We start from the raw sequence: 15,020 nt of genomic DNA on the forward strand, positions 1-15,020 counted from the left end.
GTGACGCTGGATCCGCCCATGACCACCCGCAAGACCGAACGCATCCTGAACCTCACCATCTGCCTGCTGGTGTCCGGCCGGTTCGTCTCCAAGGCCCAGATCCGGGAGGCCGTCGAGGCCTACCACGGGCTGAGCGCGGCCGCGTTCGAGCGCACCTTCGAGCGGGACAAGGACGAGCTGCGGGCGCTCGGCGTACCGATCGAGGTGGGCAGCTACGACGCCCTGTTCGACGACGAGCCCGGCTACCGGATCCGGCCATCGGAGTTCGAGCTGCCGCCGATCGACCTGACCGCCGACGAGGCGGCCGTGGTCGGGGTGGCCGCGCGGGTCTGGCAGCACGCCTCGGTGGCGGAGTCGACGATGAGCGCGATCGCCAAGCTGCGCGCCGCCGGGATCGAGCCGGACACCTCCCAGCTGGCCTCGCTGGAGCCGTCGGTGCAGGCCCAGGAGCCCGCCTTCGAACCGCTCTGGAACGCTGTGCTGCAACGGATCCGGATGTCCTTCACCTATCGCGGCGGGGCCCGGCGGACGCTCGAGCCGTGGGGGCTGACCTCGACCAAGGGCCGTTGGTACGTGATCGGCCGGGACACCGACCGGGACGCGGTGCGGATGTTCAAACTGTCCCGGATCAGCGACCTGCCGAAGCGGGCCTCGAAGCCGGGCGCGTATCAGGTGCCGGATGATCTTGATCTGCGGTCGCTGGCCAAGTCGCTGGCGCCGGCCGAGCCGACCGCGTCCGCACTGGTGGCGGTGCGGCCCGGGAAGGCGCCGGCGCTGGCCCGGCGGGGCGAGCCGGTGGAGGTGCGGACCCTGGGGGTCGAGCTGCCGACCGGCTTCGCGGCCTACCGGGTCGGCTACACCGAGGTGCGCTATCTGGCCGAGGAGATCACTCGGTATGCGGCGGACGTGGTGGTGGTGGAGCCGGCCGAACTGCGGCAGGCCGTGATCGACCAGCTGACCGCGGTCGTCGGGACCGTCCGTACCGTCGAGGTGGTCCGGTGAGCGACACCTCGCAGAACCAGGTGCGCCGGCTGCTCAGCCTGGTGCCGTATCTGCGCGAGCACGACGGTGTGTCGCTGACCGTGGTGGCGGCCGCGTTCAACGTCAGCGAGGAGACCCTGCGCGGCGACCTCAACGTGCTCTGGATGTGCGGGATGCCGGGCCTGATGCCCGGCGACCTGATCGAGATCGACATGGACGCGGTGGACGGCGAGGGCGTGATCCACCTGTCCAACGCCGACTACCTGACCCGGCCGCTGCGGCTGGCCGCGGACGAGGCGCTGGCCCTGGTGCTGGCGTTGCGGACGCTGCGGGAGGTGGTCGCCGGGACCGACCGGCGGGCGATCGACAGTGCGCTGGTGAAGCTCGAGGCGGCGACCGGCAGCGTCCGGCCGGCGGACCGGGCCAGCGTCACCGTGACCGCCGCCCGGGAGGAGGTCCAGGACCGGATCGGCGACGCGCTGCGGCGCGGCAAGCGACTCGACCTGACCTACGACGTGGCGTCCCGGGCCGAGACGACCCGGCGGATGGTCGATCCGCTGCGGGTGTTCGTCCTCGAGGGGTACGGCTATCTGGACGCCTGGTGCTACTCGGCCGGCGGCCTGCGGACCTTCCGGCTGGACCGGATCGCCGGCGTCGAGGTGACCGACACCGACGCGGAGCCGCACCCGGGCGTCGTCCTGAAGGACCTGTCCGTCGGCTGGTTCGACGCCCTGAAGGACGCCCCACTGGTCACCCTGGAGCTGCGGCCCTGGGCGACCTGGATCGCCGAGTACTACCCGACCGAGTCCGTGGTGCCCCGCGACGACGGCGGAGCGACCGTGACCCTCCGGGTGACCGACCCGGCCTGGCTGCGCGGCCTGCTGCTCCGCCTCGGCGGCGGCGCCCGGGTGATCGCCCCGCCCGACGCAGGCCAGTCCGCCGCCGAAGCCGCCCGCGAGGCCCTCGACCAGTACGCCGCGATCTTCGGCTGACGGTTGCGGGCTGTCACAAATCTGCAATGGAACCCCCTGGATTGGCCGATATCGGCCTTGGGGAGGCGTTCCATTGCAGATTTGTGACAGGGCCAGCATGATCAGTGGATGCAGGTACGGAATCCACTCGACACCCTGCTCACCGAGAACGGCGGCGTCATCGCCCTGCGCCGACACCCCGATCACCGGCGCACCCTGCACCGACTCGTCGAACGTGGCCAACTGACCACCGTGCTCCCGGGCGTGCTGGCTCCGCCCGAAGCGGTCGACCGGCTCGACGTTCGGATCCGCGCCCTCGCCAGTTGGGATGACGACCTCGTCCTGACCCGCTGGGCCGCCGCCCGGCTGACGTTCTGGCCCGAACTCCCGGTCCCGGTGATCACCGCCGCGCTCCCACGGAAACGCACCGCACCGCCCGGCTTCGAGCTCGTGCAGGAGACCATCCCGCGGCCCCTGGTCCGCACCGTCGACGGGGTCCGGGTCACCGCTCCGGAATTGACCGCCCTCGACCTCGCCCTGACTGACCGTGGTGCCGCGATCGAACGCGTCCTGCGCACCCGGCTCCTGACCCTCGACCGCCTCGACGACGCCCTCGCCCAGACGGCGCGCCGCCGCAACAACAAGCTGCGCCGCCGCTGGCTCGACAAGTCCCGCCGCCGGCCCTGGTCGACCGCCGAACGCACCCTGCACGAACTGTTGCGGGGTGCCAGGATCGACGGCTGGCAAGGCAATGCCACGATCCGGGTCGGTGAGGTGCGTTATGTCGTCGACCTTGTGTTCCGCGAGGCGCGGGTAGTTGTCGAGGTCGACGGGTATGAGTTTCATCGGTCCGAGGAACAGTTCCATCGCGACCGGCGCAAGTGGACCGATCTCGCGGCCGCGGGCTGGACCGTCCTGCACGCCACCTGGCCACAACTCACCGAGGACGCCGACTGGGTCCTCCGATCCATCCGGCGCGCTCTCGCCAGACGCCAACGTGCCGGATGACCCGACCTGTCACAAATCTGCAGTGCAACGCCTTCCCAAGGACGATCTCGGCAGATCCAGGGCGTTGCATTGCAGATTTGTGACAGGTGCCTGATCAGGCGCACGGTGACGGAGCGGTGCTCGAGCGCAAGATCAACTCGGGGACCAGGGAGACCTGGTAGCCGGGGCGTTGCTCGTGGGAGCGGCGGCCGCGGCTGCGCAGGCGGTCGACCACGGTCTCCACGGCCATCGCGCCGATCCAGCGGCGGCGGGGCGTGACGGCGCTGAGCACCGGGTCGGGGTCGATCCGGACGCCGTCGTACGCGAGCAGGGAGACCCGGTCCGGGACGGCGATGCCGGCCGTCGCCAGCCGGCGGTGCAGCTCCTGCGCCTCCCAGTCGGCGTGCGCGAAGATCGCCGTCACCGCTCCGGTACGGCAGCGCTCGATCACGTCGGCCAGCAGCGGTTGCCAGACTTCGGGCAGGGGCTCCAGGGTCTCCGGATCGACCGGCACAGCGTGCATCTCGACCGGGCAGCTCGGGCCCAGCTCGGCGGCGCCGTGTTCCAGGCCGCGGAGCAGCGGGACCGCCGTCGCCGTGCCGCGGACCAGGCAGAGGACGGAGCGGTGACCGAGCCCGGCCAGATGGCGCAGCCCGATCCCGGCGCCGGCGTGGTGGTCGGAGCAGACGTGGTCGATCTGGTCGGAGTCGGCCACCTCGGAGCTGAACCGGTCCGGGTGCCAGGGCCGTTCGATCACCACCGTGGTGAGGCCCAGCGCGCGCAGCTGGTGATAGCCGTGGCCGCGGTAGTCGACCGTCGCGACCAGCCCGTCCAGCCGCACCTCGCCGAGCCGGTGCAGGGCCGCGGTCTCCAGGTCCTCGCGGTAGGCGTAGGTGCCGACGACGAGCCGTACGTTGAGCGCCGCCGCGGCTGCCTCCGCGCCGGCGATGACCTCCTCGTAGTAGTGGTCGCCGACCGGCAGCAGCAGGCCGATCCGCAGTCCCGGCGCCGCGGTACCCGGCTCGGCGCTGACCAGCCCGCCGTAGACCCGGCGGCCGGTGGGCAGCTGGTCGGCCAGCCAGTCCAGGTCGCGCTGCACGGTCCGTTCGCTGACGCCGAGACGCTCGGCGAGGTCGGCGGTCCGGACCGATCCGCGGCGGGCGAACTCGCGCCGGATCGCCGCGCGGCGCTGCTCGGCCAGACCCCCGGTCACCCGGCTCAGCCTAGTTGATCATTGTCGGGTTGTGTCGGTTCCGTTGCCGCCCGGCCGGTCCGCTTCCGAAGATCAACAGCGAACCCCGCACTCCGAAGGAATCCGATGCGACGACGCGCCTTCCTCGCGGCCGGTGCCGCAACCCTCGGCCTCGGCCACCTGCTGCTCCAGGTGCAGCGGGCGGCTGCCGAGCCGATCACGGTCCGGCCCGAGCACCCACGGTTGCTGCTCGCCGACTTCGATCATCCGCGTTCGGTGATCAAGAACGACGAGGTCGCCGCCACCTGGTACGGCAAGATCAAGTCCGCGGCCGACCTGCTGCTGGACAAGCCGCCGGTGACGTACCAGATTCCCGACGGGCTGCGGCTGCTGGCGACCAGCCGGGAGGCCCTGCACCGCGTCTACACGCTCAGTTTCGGGTACGCGATCGAGGGCGACCCGGTCTATCGGGACCGGCTCTGGGCCGAGCTCGCCGCGATCTGTGCGTTCCCGGACTGGAACCATCAGCGGCACTTCCTCGACGTGGCCGAGATGACCCACGCAGTCGCGATCGGTTACGACTGGTGGCACGCCGAATGGTCCGCCGAGCAGCGGGCGACGCTGGAGACCGCGATCGTCGACTACGGACTGAAGCCCGGCCTGGCGATCTACGGCGGCGCCCCGACGGCGCACAAGTGGCCGACCTGGACCAACAACTGGAACATCGTCTGCAACGGCGGACTGCTGCTCGGTGCGCTCGCCGTCCATGATCGAGTTCCCGACGTCGCCGGCAACGTGATCACCGAGGCGCTGAACTCGCTGCCGCTGGCGCTGGCGGAGTATGCGCCGGACGGCGGCTACCCGGAGGGCGCCGGCTACTGGGAGTACGCGGCGAAGTATCTGGTCGTCGGACTGGCGGCGCTCGCTTCGGCCACCGGTGGCGATTCGGGGCTGTCGGAGTCGCCCGGGATCTCCACGACGGTGGACTTCCCCCTGCAGCTGGCCGGGCCGACCGGCTCCGCGTTCAACTACTACGACGGCGCCGCCGGGGCCAGCCGGATCCCGGAGATGTTCTGGTTCGGCCGGCGGTTCGACCGGCCCGACTACGCCTGGCTGGCGCGCCTCGGTGCGTCGACCCGGCAGCCGGGCTGGGCCCAGCTGCCGGTCGGCCTGCTCTGGTACGACCCCGACCGCACCCGCGGTCCGGTCGCCAGCGGCACCGCCCTCGATGCGTACTTCGCCCACTGCGCCGTCGCCACCGCCCGCAGCGGCTGGGAGCGTGACGAGGCGCTCTACCTGGCCGGCAAGGCCGGGAACAACGCGACCAGCCACGCCGATCTTGATCTTGGCTCCTGGGTGCTGGAGGCCCTGGGCCAGCGCTGGTTCGTCGAGCTCGGCAGCGACAACTACAACCTGCCCGGCTATTTCCACGAGCCGCGCTGGACCTACTACCGGAAACGGCCGGAGGGGCAGAACACGCTCGTCGTCAATCCGGGCGAGGATCCCGGCCAGCGGCCGGATGCGGTCGGCACCGTGACGGCCCGCAAGACCGGCCCGGCCGAGTCCTGGTTCGTGATCGACGCGACCGGGGCGCACCCCGGCATCGTCTCCTGGCGCCGCGGCTGGCGCCTGTTCGATCACCGGCGGCGGGTGGTCGTGCAGGACGAGATCACGCTCGAGGAGCCGGGCGACCTGTGGTGGTTCGCCCACACCAGTGCCAAGATCAAGATCAGCGACGACGGCCGCAGCGCCACGCTGACCCTGGCCGGGCAACGGCTGCTGGCCCGGGTGATCACGCCGGACGCGACGTTCCTCGAACTTTCGGCCCGGCCGCTGTGGACCTCGCCCGACCCGCCCGGGCAGGCGACGAACCAGGGCCTGCGGAAGCTCGCCGTACGGCTGCCGGAGACGGCCACGGCGACGCTCGCGATCGAGTTCGTCCCGCTGGTCCCGGACACGGCGGTGCCGGCGCCGGAACCGGTGACCGCCCTCGCCGCCTGGCCGGCTCCGGCGGCCAAGCTCGCCACCCTGACCGACCTTGCCGTCGATGGCGCAACGATCCCGGGCTTCGCGCCGGGCAACTTCACGTACGGGGTCGACCTGCCCGACGAGCCCAAGATCACCGCCACCGCCGAACCCGGGACCAAGATCAACATCCTGCCCGGCCGCGGCGACCAGCCGACCCGGGTGATCACGGTCCGGCCCGGTCACCAGCGCGGGGTCTACTGGGTGTGGCGGCGCACCCCGCTCGGCCTGGGCAACTTCCCGGAAACGATCATCGCGAGCACCGACGACGGCAACGTGCCGGTGAACACGATGGACGGCGATCCGGCGACCCGCTGGTCGGCCGAGGGCGACGGGCAGTGGATCGCGTACGACCTCGGCGCCGACGGACCGGTCGACCGGATCAAGATCGCCTGGTCCAGCGGCGACACCCGGGTGGCCCGGTTCGACGTCGAGGTGGCCGCGACGGGGGAGAGCACCTGGCGGCCGGTGTACAGCGGCAGCAGCAGCGGAACCAGCGCCGACTTCGAGACGTACGACCTCGAACCCGGCACCGCCCGCTACCTGCGGATCGTCGGCCACGGCAACTCCGCCAACGGCTGGAACTCGATCACCGAGGTCGAGATCCCCGGCCGCACGGTGGACGTCCGCCGGGAGAACCGGCTGGAAACCCTGACCCTCGCGGTCGGCCCGGTGCCGGTCGGGAAAGAGGTGACCGGCGAGCTGACCGGGACGATGACCGACGGCTCGGCCGCCGACCTGACCGGGCTCGCGATCGAGTACGTGACGCTCGACCCGGCCGTCGCGACGGTGACCGAGGCCGGCGTGATCACCGGCGTCAGCGACGGCGCGGCCCGGATCGCCGCGATCACGCAACTGCCCGATCACCGGCTGCTGCACACCCGGACCTCGGTCGCCGTCGCCGACCCGGACCGGCCCCGGTTCCCCTGCGTCGCCGACAGCTATGTGCGCGACGGAACCTATGCCGGGCAGAACTTCGGCGGCCACGGCGCCATGATCGTCAAGTACGTTCCCGAACCCGACAGCGGCTTCAGCCGGCGTGCCTTCCTGGCCTTCACCCCGGCCGCGCAGACCCGCCCGACCGGCAAGGTCCTGCTGCACTTCTACGGGCGGGTCGCCGACAACAACGGCACCGAGACCGCGCTGGTGATCAAGCTCGCCGGCGCCGGTTTCGAGGAGAAGCAACTGACCTGGCAGAACCAGCCCGCGCTGGCCGACCGGGTCGGCGGCCTCCAGCTCGACAGCACCGCCGCGTGGCACACCGTCGACCTCACGGCCGGTCTGACCGCGTTGATCACCGAGGGCGCCGCGGTCAACCTGGCCGTCGTCCAGGAGCCGGCCACCGGCCAGGGCCTGGCCACCGAGCTGAGCAGCCGTGAATCCGCCAACGCCCCGTACCTGGAGGTCCAGCTCGGCTGACGCCGTCGAAGCAGGTCGGTGTCGGGCCGGAGTGGCGGCGCTAGGCTGCCGAAATGCGACGCCTGGTTCTGGCCTTCCTGGCTGCCGCGCTGGTGCTGGCGGGCTGTTCGCTGATCCCTGCGCCGCCACCGACCGTCCCGCCGTCGTCGACACCACCCGGACCGACCAGGGTCCTGGTACGGCTCGCAGACGAGGTCACAGAGGTGCAGAAGGCGGCGATCCAGGACCGGTTGAGCGCCCTGCCCGGCGTGGACGAGGTCAGGTTCGTGTCCCGGCAGGAGGCGTACGAGACGTTCAGGGAAATCACCCGGGAGAGGTCCGGCCCGGTCGACGACATCAGGCCCGAGGATCTGCCGGAATCGTTTGCGGTCACGCTGTCCGACCCGGCCGCCTCGACCACGGTCGTGCAGACCGCGCAGAGTCTCCCCGGCGTCGAGGAGGCCACGACCGCCCCGACCGCGGCGCCCTCCTGAACCCAACACCGATGGGTCAGCGGTAGGCGCGGGCCTGCAGCTCGAAGAGTTCGGCGTAGTGGTCGCCGGCGGCGAGCAGGTCCTCGTGGCTGCCGACCTCGAGGATCCGACCATGATCGAGAACGACGATCAGGTCGGCCATCCGTACCGTGGAGAAGCGGTGCGAGACCAGCACGGTGATCCCGCCGGTCTCCCGGGCCGCGGCCGCCGCCCGCCGCGCGAACCGCTCGTAGAGGGCGTGCTCGGCCTCCGGGTCGATCGCGGCGGTCGGCTCGTCGAGCAGCAACAGCAGCGGGCGGTCGCGCATGAAGGCGCGGGCCAGGGCGATCCGCTGCCACTGCCCGCCGGACAGGTCGACGCCGCCGCTGAACTGCTTGCCCAGCTGGGTGTCCAGGCCGTGCGGCAGCCCGTCGATCACGGTCTGCGCGTCGCCCTCCGCGATGGCCCGGCGCAGCGCCTCGGGATCGTCCAGCCGTTCCAGATCGCCGATCCCGACGGCCTCCCGGGCGGTGAACTCGAATCGCGCGTAGTCGCTGAACGCCGCGGACAGCTGCCGCCGCCAGCCGCCGGGCGTGATCATGGTCAGGTCGAGCCCGTCGATGATCACCTCGCCCCGACCGGGGTCGTACATCCGGGCCAGCAGCTTGACCAGGGTCGTCTTGCCGGCCCCGTTCTCGCCGACCAGGGCGACGGTGGTGCCTGCCGGGATGCTCAGGTCGAGGTCGCTGAGCACCTCGCGGTCGGTGCCGGGGTAGCAGAACCCGACCCGGCGCAGCTCGATCCCGCGCGCGATCCGGTCCGGCGCCGCCGTCGTACTGTCCGACCAGTCGTGCTCGCGGGCGAACCGGCGCACCTCGTGGTAGCGGGCGAACCGGCGCAACGACTCGGAGAGGAACGCCATCAGTTCGCCGGTGCCGCTCGCGGCCGTGGCGACCGTCGGCGCGAGCAAGATCAACAGGGCGACATCTCCCGCCCGCGCCTGGGTTCCGCCGAACAGCAGCCAGCCGATCGAGCCCAGGAAGGCCAGCGCGAAGATCAACTGGCCGGCCAGCTGGACCGCGGCGGCCCGCCGCCGGGCCGTCGCCTGCACCCCGTTGATGGTCCGGACCTGCCCGCTGATCCGGTCCAGCAGGACGTCCCGGAGGCCGAAGGTCCGCAGCTCCATCGCCTGGGCCGGACTGCGGCAGATCCGGACCAGCTCGTGCACCAACCGGGCGTTCGGCTGCATGGCGGTGATCGACGTCCAGGTCAGATTGTTCGAGATCCGGGCGGCCACGACGTGGACGCCGCCGATGATCAACAGCCCGAGGAAGAACGGATGGACGCTGACCAGCATGAGACTGACCGCGATCAGGCTGCTGGCCGTACCGGCGGCGAAGAGCAGCGCATAGATGGACTGGCCCATCATCCGGGACTCGGAACGGAGCAGGGCGATCCGGTCGGCGAGGTCCGGCCGCTCGTGCTGCTCGATGCCGGGAATGCCGGCCACCAGATCGGCCAGATCGGCATGGAAGACCCGCTCGGTCCGGTCCTGCAGCAGGGTGTCCAGCGGACTCCGCGTGGTGGCCACCAGCACGGCCACCGCGAAACAGCCCAGCGCCAGCCACAAGGCGGTCCAGATCAGGTCCGGATCACCGCCCGGGCTGAGGCTGTCCACCACCAGTTTGACCGCGTACGCCTGCGCCGGCGGGATCAACCAGCCGACGACGTTGAACCCGATCGCCAGCAGGCACAGCCCGGGCGCCGCCTTGAACGCCGTCGCCAGCCACAGCCGCACCGCGCCGAGTTGATCACTCATCGCCGACCGCCCCGGTGCCGGTGTAGCGGGCCGCCTGCAGACCGAACATCCGGGCGTACGCACCCTGCTGCAGGATCAGCTCGGGATGGGTACCGGACTCGACGATCCGGCCGGCGTCCAGCACACAGATCCGGTCGGCGTCGCGGACCACCGAGAACCGGTGCGAGATGATCATGGAGGTGATCCCGGCGGTGAGATTGAGGTACTGGTCCACCAGCCGGGCCTCGGCCCGGACGTCGAGCGCCGCCGCCGGCTCGTCCAAGATCAACATCTTGGCGCCGCAGTCGACCGCGAACAGGGCGCGGGCCAACGCGACCCGCTGCCACTGGCCGGCCGACAGGTCGGTGCCGCCGACCCATTCCTTGTCCAGCACGGTGTCCCAGCCGAGGTCCAGGTCGGGCAGCAGGTCGGCCACCCCGGACCGTTCGGCGACCCGGGCCCGGTCGGCGTCGGTCAGCGGCCGCCGGGCGCCGAGCGCGACGTTGTCGTCCAGCGACAGGGGATAGCGGGCGAACTCCTGGATGATCGGCGCGACCTGGCGCTGCCAGCGGGCCAGGTCCTCCGGCCCGAGCGTGGCCAGGTCGACCCCGTCGACCAGGACCCGGCCCGAGGTGGGCGGGTAGACGCCGGCGATCAGCTTGGTCAGGGTGGTCTTGCCGGCGCCGTTGACGCCGACCAGGCCGAGCGCCTCGCCGGCCCGGATCTCCAGGTCGAGGTCGGTGAACACGTCCCGCTCGCTGCCGGGGTAGCGGAAGCCGACCCGTTCCAGCCGGATGCACCGGGCCGGTGCCCGGCCGAGATCGGCGGCCGGCCCGGCCGGGTGCGGGTGCCGCTCGGCGATCACCGCCGGCAGTTCCAGCATGGCCCGGTAGGCGGCGACGCCGCGGGCCACCAGGGCCGCGATCTCCGGGGTGCCGCTGCCGCTGATCGCCAGGATCGCCGTGATCGCGCTGGCCACGGCGGCCAGGCCGAGTCGGCCGGACTGGGCCGCGACGATCACCCAGGCGACGGCGGCGGCGTTGACCAGCACCGACAGGACCAGCGGCGCGGAGCCGATCAGGTAGCCGCGGCGCCGGGACCGCCACAGCTCGGTCATCGCCGAGGTCCAGTACCTCAGGTAGCGCCGGACCAGCCAGTCTCGCAGCCCGAACACCCGCAGTTCGGTCGGCGCGTCGCCCAGCGCCAGCTCGAACGGGTACAGCGCCTTCCGCTCGCTCTCGGTGTTGGTGGCCCAGGCGGCGACCTCGTCCCGGACGAACCGGACCCGCCAGCGTTCCGCCACCAGCACCAGCAGCACCAGGGCGGCGGCCAGCCACCACTCGGTCAGCACGCCGAGCAGGATCGCCGAGGAGAGCACCGTGAGCCGTGCCCCAAGCAGGTCCGGCACCCGGCCCAGCGACCAGGTGATCTGGTAGCCGCCGGTCCCGGCCGCCCGCTCCGCCTGGTCCAGCACCGCCGGGTCCTCGACGTGGGCCACCCGCGCGCCGCCGGCCATCGGCCCGGCCATCCGGATGTAGACGTCGAGCCCGGCCACGTTGCCGAGCCGGTGCGCCGAGGTGGCCTGCAGCGTCGGCAGCACCTTGGTCAGCAGGAACAGGGCCGCGAACGCCGCGAACAGGGCCACCATGGCGGCCCGGTCGGTGGTCCCGGCCAGATACGCCGGGACCGCGGCGACGACCAGCCCGATCGTCAGCGTGAACAGGGCCTGTGCGACTGCGTCGGCCACGGCCAGGGCCACCACGATCGCCGTCGATCCGCGCGCCACCCGCCAGCCGTACCGCAGCAGTGTCAGCACTCGGACACCGTAACGATTCAATGTCCACCCCGCGAACGATTTCGCGGACTCCTTGCCGCCCCTGCTCAGTGGATTAGGGTGGCCCCGTGCCATGGCCATGGATCTTCATCGGAATCGCCGTCGGGGGCCTGGTCATGCTCGTCTGTTTCGGGGTGTGGTTGGCGCACAAGGCGTCGGACCTGTTCGCGGAGCTCCGCGTGGTGGCCCAGCGGGCCGGCCAGGGAGCCGAGCTGCTCAGCCGGATCGAGGTGCCGGACGGACGACCGTCCTCCGGTGACCTGATCTACCCGGATCACGATCCAGACGTGGTCGTACGCCACCGGGTGCCGACGACGTAAGATGACGATCACAGGCGTGGCTAGCGTCACAGCAACGTGAAGCAACCCACGGACGGAAAGAGGAAATCATGACCCCAATGGCATTTCCCCTCGGGCCCACCGAGTTGATCATCATTCTGGTCATCGTGGTCCTGCTCTTCGGGGGCTCGCGGCTGGCCGGGCTCGGTAAGAGCACCGGACGCGCGCTGAAGGAGTTCAAGGAGGAGACTTCGGGGCTCCGCAAGTCCGACGAGGACAAGGGCGAGGGCGACAAGCCGGCACCGGATGCCCGCGCAGCGGCCGAGCTGGACGCCAAGGCCACCGACGTGCGTGCGGCCGAGCCGACCAACGCCGAACTTCGCAAAGACGCCTGATCGCGCCCTGCTGCCGTGGCGTTGTCCCTCAAGTGGCGGCCCTCTCGGATTAATCTGAGCTGGCTGAAGCCGCCCAAACCGGCGTCTCCGGACGGGTCGATGACCCTGTTCGAGCATCTGGCCGAGCTTCGCTATCGGCTGGTCATCTGTGTGCTGGCGATTCTCGTCGCGTCGATCGCCTGCTTCGCGTTCAACCAGCCGCTGCTCGACCTGATCACTGCGCCCTACCACCAGGCGATCAACGCGCTCAAGATTGAGCGGCCGGACATCAGTGCCCAGCTGGTGTTGAACGGCGTCAGCTCGCCGTTCACCATGTCGCTGGCCGTGGCCGGGCTCGCCGGTCTGATCATCTCCTCGCCGGTCTGGCTCTACCAGATCTGGGCGTTCATCGTGCCCGGTCTGCTGGCCAAGGAGAAGAAGTGGAGCCTGATCGTCGTCGGCGCAGCGGTTCCGCTGTTCCTGCTCGGCGTTGGCATGGGCTACTTCGTGATGCCGCAGGCGATCAAGATCCTGATCGGCTTCACGCCTGAAGGCGCCGGCATCTCCAACCTGCAGTCGTTGCAGGACTTCCTCGGCTTCATGATCAGACTGATGGTGATCTTCGGGCTCGCCTTCGAAATCCCGTTGTTCATCGTCATGTTGAACGTGGTCGGCGTGCTGCCGGCGAAGATGATCTCCAAGTACCGGGCGTACATCATCTTCGCGATGTTCGTCTTTGCGGCTATCGCGACGCCTACCCCGGACGCGTTCACCATGCTGCTGCTGGCCTTGCCGATGACGGTGTTGGTGATCATCTCCGAGTTCATTGCGTACGCCCTCGACAGGCGCAAGGGCAAGCTCGACCGGAGCGAGGACTCGGTGGATCACAGCGTCGACGACGACGCGGCGTTGCTCGCGCTCGAGGCTGACGACACCGGCGACGAGAAGAAGTGATCGGTGACGCGCCGCGTCACGCTGGTCGTCAATCCGTCCTCCGGTAAGGGCCGGGCACAGGAGTTGTTGCCGCAGGTGGCCGGCCGCCTGCGTGACGGCGGCCTCGACCTGACCATCCAGCTCAGCCGTGACTACACCGAGGCGCGCGCCCTGATCGACGCGGCGGCCGCCGGCGGTGGCGTCGTGGCCGTGATGGGCGGCGACGGGATGATGCACCTCGGGCTGAACGCGGTCGCCGAGCGGTACGCGAGCGGCGACGAGTCGGTCGCGCTGGCGATGATCCCGGCCGGCACCGGCAACGACCTCTGCCGAGGTCTCGGCCTGCCGCCCAACGACGCGATCGGCGCCACCCAGTTGATCGTCTCCGGCCGCTCGTCGCTGGTCGACGTGATGGAGGTGGCCGGGCGCCGGATCGGTACCGTGCTGGCGACCGGCTTCGACGCGATGGTGAACCGGCGGGCCAACGCGCTGGCGTACCCCAAGGGCGCGATGCGCTACCCGATCGCCACCCTCGCCGAACTGCGGGTGTTCTCGCCGCTGCGCTATCAGCTGGTGATCGACGGCGAGCCACGCAATCTGGACGCGATGCTGGTCGCGGTCGCCAACACCAGCTGCTACGGCGGCGGGATCCAGATCTCTCCCGATGCCGACCCGCGGGACGGCCGGCTGGACCTGACGATCATCCATCCGGTCGGCCGGTTCCGGCTGCTCCGGCTGCTGCCCAAGCTCTACACGGGGGACTTCGTCACCGACCCGTGCGTCGAGCGGCTGCAGGCCACCGAGGTCCAGGTCGACGGCCCCGGCCTGGTCGCCTTCGGCGACGGAGAACTGCTCGGCGCCACGCCGCTGACCGCCAAGATCGCCCCCGCCGCGCTGCCCGTCTTCACCCCCTGACCGCCGGGGCTCAGGAACGGCGCAGTCCGAGCAGCTCCGAGGGGTCGGTCGCTGTGCTCAGGCCGCCGTCCACCGAGCGCTGCTCGAAGTGCAGATGACAGCCGTCCGGCGCGCCGAGGTCGCCGGTCTCGGCGATCGGCTGACCGGGCCGGACCCGGTCACCGGGCCGGACCAGCACCTTGCGGGCGTGGCCGATCAGCACATCGACGGTGCCGTCGTCGGTCGCCACCCGGACCCGGAACGCCTTCGCACCGTACGCGGCCCCGGGCGTGCCCGGACGGCTCGGCTCGACCACCCGTCCGGCGGCCCCGGCGCGCAGCAGGGTGCTGCAGGGGAGGGCGATGTCGACGCCGTGATGGAACCCCTGATCGTCGTCGCAGCGCCGGTCGGCGGAGTAGTACGGCGCCTCGGTGCAGCCGAAGTCGATCATGATCCGGCGGGCGCCGTCGAACCAGGGCGAGCGGTATCGGCGCCGGTCGTCGGTGTAGAAACGCCAGCGCGGATCGGCCCGTTCCTCCTCGGCCTCCGGCGACCGGCTCGGCTTCGCGGACGGGGTTGCCGCGGGCGGCGTCGAGCCGGGCGGCGTCGAGTCGGGCGGAGTCGACGAGGGCCCGGACGACGCGGGCCCGGGTGACGAGGGGCGGGCGGTCGAGGAGTCCGTGGTCGGGCTCGGGGTCTCGGACGCACGAGCGGAGGGTGATGCCGCGCCGCTGGTCACGGGATCGGGCGGACCGGAGCAGCCGGCCAGGCCCGCGGCCACGGCGGTGCTGATCATGATCGCCGCAGCGGCCCGACTGGTCCGACCCATGACGTCGAGGCTAGAGGCTGCCTCGGGGTTGTCGGAACCGCGGCCACTCGTGT

General features: G+C 71.1%; 13 protein-coding genes. 9 read left to right on the forward strand and 4 right to left on the reverse strand.

The annotated features are described in order from the left end of the window. The first annotated feature begins 18 nt into the window (after positions 1-18). From ACFQU4_RS02250 to ACFQU4_RS02260, 3 genes are all read left to right on the forward strand, one after another. A complete protein-coding gene (locus ACFQU4_RS02250; protein ID WP_377486327.1) occupies positions 19-1,002 on the forward strand; it encodes a helix-turn-helix transcriptional regulator in 984 nt (327 codons plus the stop codon). Then, positions 999-1,973, forward strand: a complete 975-nt coding sequence (locus ACFQU4_RS02255; protein ID WP_377486329.1) for a helix-turn-helix transcriptional regulator — start codon at positions 999-1,001, stop codon at positions 1,971-1,973. Before ACFQU4_RS02250 ends, ACFQU4_RS02255 begins: the two co-directional genes overlap by 4 nt. A 108-nt stretch (positions 1,974-2,081) precedes the next feature. Continuing rightward, positions 2,082-2,960, forward strand: coding sequence for a DUF559 domain-containing protein (locus ACFQU4_RS02260; protein WP_377486333.1), 879 nt, complete (start codon positions 2,082-2,084; stop codon positions 2,958-2,960). 94 nt (positions 2,961-3,054) lie between these two features. On the opposite strand, the gene ACFQU4_RS02265 is transcribed toward ACFQU4_RS02260, so the two are convergent. Further along, positions 3,055-4,152 (reverse strand): substrate-binding domain-containing protein, encoded by a 1,098-nt coding sequence (locus ACFQU4_RS02265; RefSeq protein ID WP_377486336.1) that lies wholly within the window; start codon positions 4,150-4,152, stop codon positions 3,055-3,057. Between the two features lie 105 nt (positions 4,153-4,257). Here ACFQU4_RS02265 and ACFQU4_RS02270 point away from each other — a divergent pair, with 105 nt between their 5' ends. After that, positions 4,258-7,575: a discoidin domain-containing protein gene (locus tag ACFQU4_RS02270; RefSeq protein WP_377486339.1), complete on the forward strand. Its 3,318-nt coding sequence runs from the start codon at positions 4,258-4,260 to the stop codon at positions 7,573-7,575. Positions 7,576-7,628: 53 nt separating this feature from the next. After that, complete coding sequence (locus ACFQU4_RS02275) at positions 7,629-8,048, forward strand: permease-like cell division protein FtsX (protein ID WP_377486342.1); 420 nt, start codon at positions 7,629-7,631, stop codon at positions 8,046-8,048. A 16-nt stretch (positions 8,049-8,064) separates the two neighbouring features. On the opposite strand, the gene ACFQU4_RS02280 is transcribed toward ACFQU4_RS02275, so the two are convergent. Together ACFQU4_RS02280 and ACFQU4_RS02285 are read right to left on the reverse strand one after the other, a co-directional pair. Beyond that, a complete protein-coding gene (locus tag ACFQU4_RS02280) occupies positions 8,065-9,846 on the reverse strand; it encodes an ABC transporter ATP-binding protein (protein WP_377486345.1) in 1,782 nt (593 codons plus the stop codon). Next, a complete protein-coding gene (locus ACFQU4_RS02285) occupies positions 9,839-11,641 on the reverse strand; it encodes an ATP-binding cassette domain-containing protein (RefSeq protein ID WP_377486349.1) in 1,803 nt (600 codons plus the stop codon). The genes ACFQU4_RS02280 and ACFQU4_RS02285 overlap by 8 nt, the downstream gene beginning before the upstream one ends. An 86-nt stretch (positions 11,642-11,727) precedes the next feature. On the opposite strand from ACFQU4_RS02285, the gene ACFQU4_RS02290 reads away from it, so the two are divergent. The 4 genes from ACFQU4_RS02290 to ACFQU4_RS02305 all read left to right on the forward strand — a co-directional run bounded on the left by ACFQU4_RS02290 (position 11,728) and on the right by ACFQU4_RS02305 (position 14,159). Then, entirely contained in the window at positions 11,728-11,979 is a 252-nt protein-coding gene (locus tag ACFQU4_RS02290; protein ID WP_377486352.1) for a hypothetical protein, read from the forward strand. 77 nt (positions 11,980-12,056) lie between these two features. Beyond that, positions 12,057-12,332, forward strand: coding sequence for a twin-arginine translocase TatA/TatE family subunit (gene tatA, locus ACFQU4_RS02295; protein ID WP_377486354.1), 276 nt, complete (start codon positions 12,057-12,059; stop codon positions 12,330-12,332). Between the two features lie 99 nt (positions 12,333-12,431). Beyond that, entirely contained in the window at positions 12,432-13,265 is an 834-nt protein-coding gene (gene tatC, locus ACFQU4_RS02300) for a twin-arginine translocase subunit TatC (protein WP_377486357.1), read from the forward strand. 3 nt (positions 13,266-13,268) lie between these two features. Then, positions 13,269-14,159 (forward strand): diacylglycerol/lipid kinase family protein, encoded by an 891-nt coding sequence (locus ACFQU4_RS02305; RefSeq protein WP_377486360.1) that lies wholly within the window; start codon positions 13,269-13,271, stop codon positions 14,157-14,159. A 10-nt stretch (positions 14,160-14,169) separates the two neighbouring features. On the opposite strand, the gene ACFQU4_RS02310 is transcribed toward ACFQU4_RS02305, so the two are convergent. Next, positions 14,170-14,967, reverse strand: coding sequence for a peptidoglycan DD-metalloendopeptidase family protein (locus ACFQU4_RS02310; protein ID WP_377486362.1), 798 nt, complete (start codon positions 14,965-14,967; stop codon positions 14,170-14,172). Positions 14,968-15,020 lie beyond the last annotated feature (53 nt).

Source organism: Microlunatus sp. GCM10028923 (assembly GCF_042666975.1).
Classification (GTDB): Bacteria; Actinomycetota; Actinomycetes; order Propionibacteriales; family Propionibacteriaceae; genus Microlunatus.

Coding starts and splice junctions, on each gene's coding strand:
- ACFQU4_RS02250 (WP_377486327.1), top strand. CDS start 19: ATGACCACCCGCAAGACCGAACGCATCCTGAACCTCACCATCTGCCTG.
- ACFQU4_RS02280 (WP_377486345.1), bottom strand. CDS start 9,846: ATGAGTGATCAACTCGGCGCGGTGCGGCTGTGGCTGGCGACGGCGTTC.
- tatA (WP_377486354.1), top strand. CDS start 12,057: ATGGCATTTCCCCTCGGGCCCACCGAGTTGATCATCATTCTGGTCATC.
- tatC (WP_377486357.1), top strand. CDS start 12,432: ATGACCCTGTTCGAGCATCTGGCCGAGCTTCGCTATCGGCTGGTCATC.
- ACFQU4_RS02270 (WP_377486339.1), top strand. CDS start 4,258: ATGCGACGACGCGCCTTCCTCGCGGCCGGTGCCGCAACCCTCGGCCTC.
- ACFQU4_RS02275 (WP_377486342.1), top strand. CDS start 7,629: ATGCGACGCCTGGTTCTGGCCTTCCTGGCTGCCGCGCTGGTGCTGGCG.
- ACFQU4_RS02260 (WP_377486333.1), top strand. CDS start 2,082: ATGCAGGTACGGAATCCACTCGACACCCTGCTCACCGAGAACGGCGGC.
- ACFQU4_RS02310 (WP_377486362.1), bottom strand. CDS start 14,967: ATGGGTCGGACCAGTCGGGCCGCTGCGGCGATCATGATCAGCACCGCC.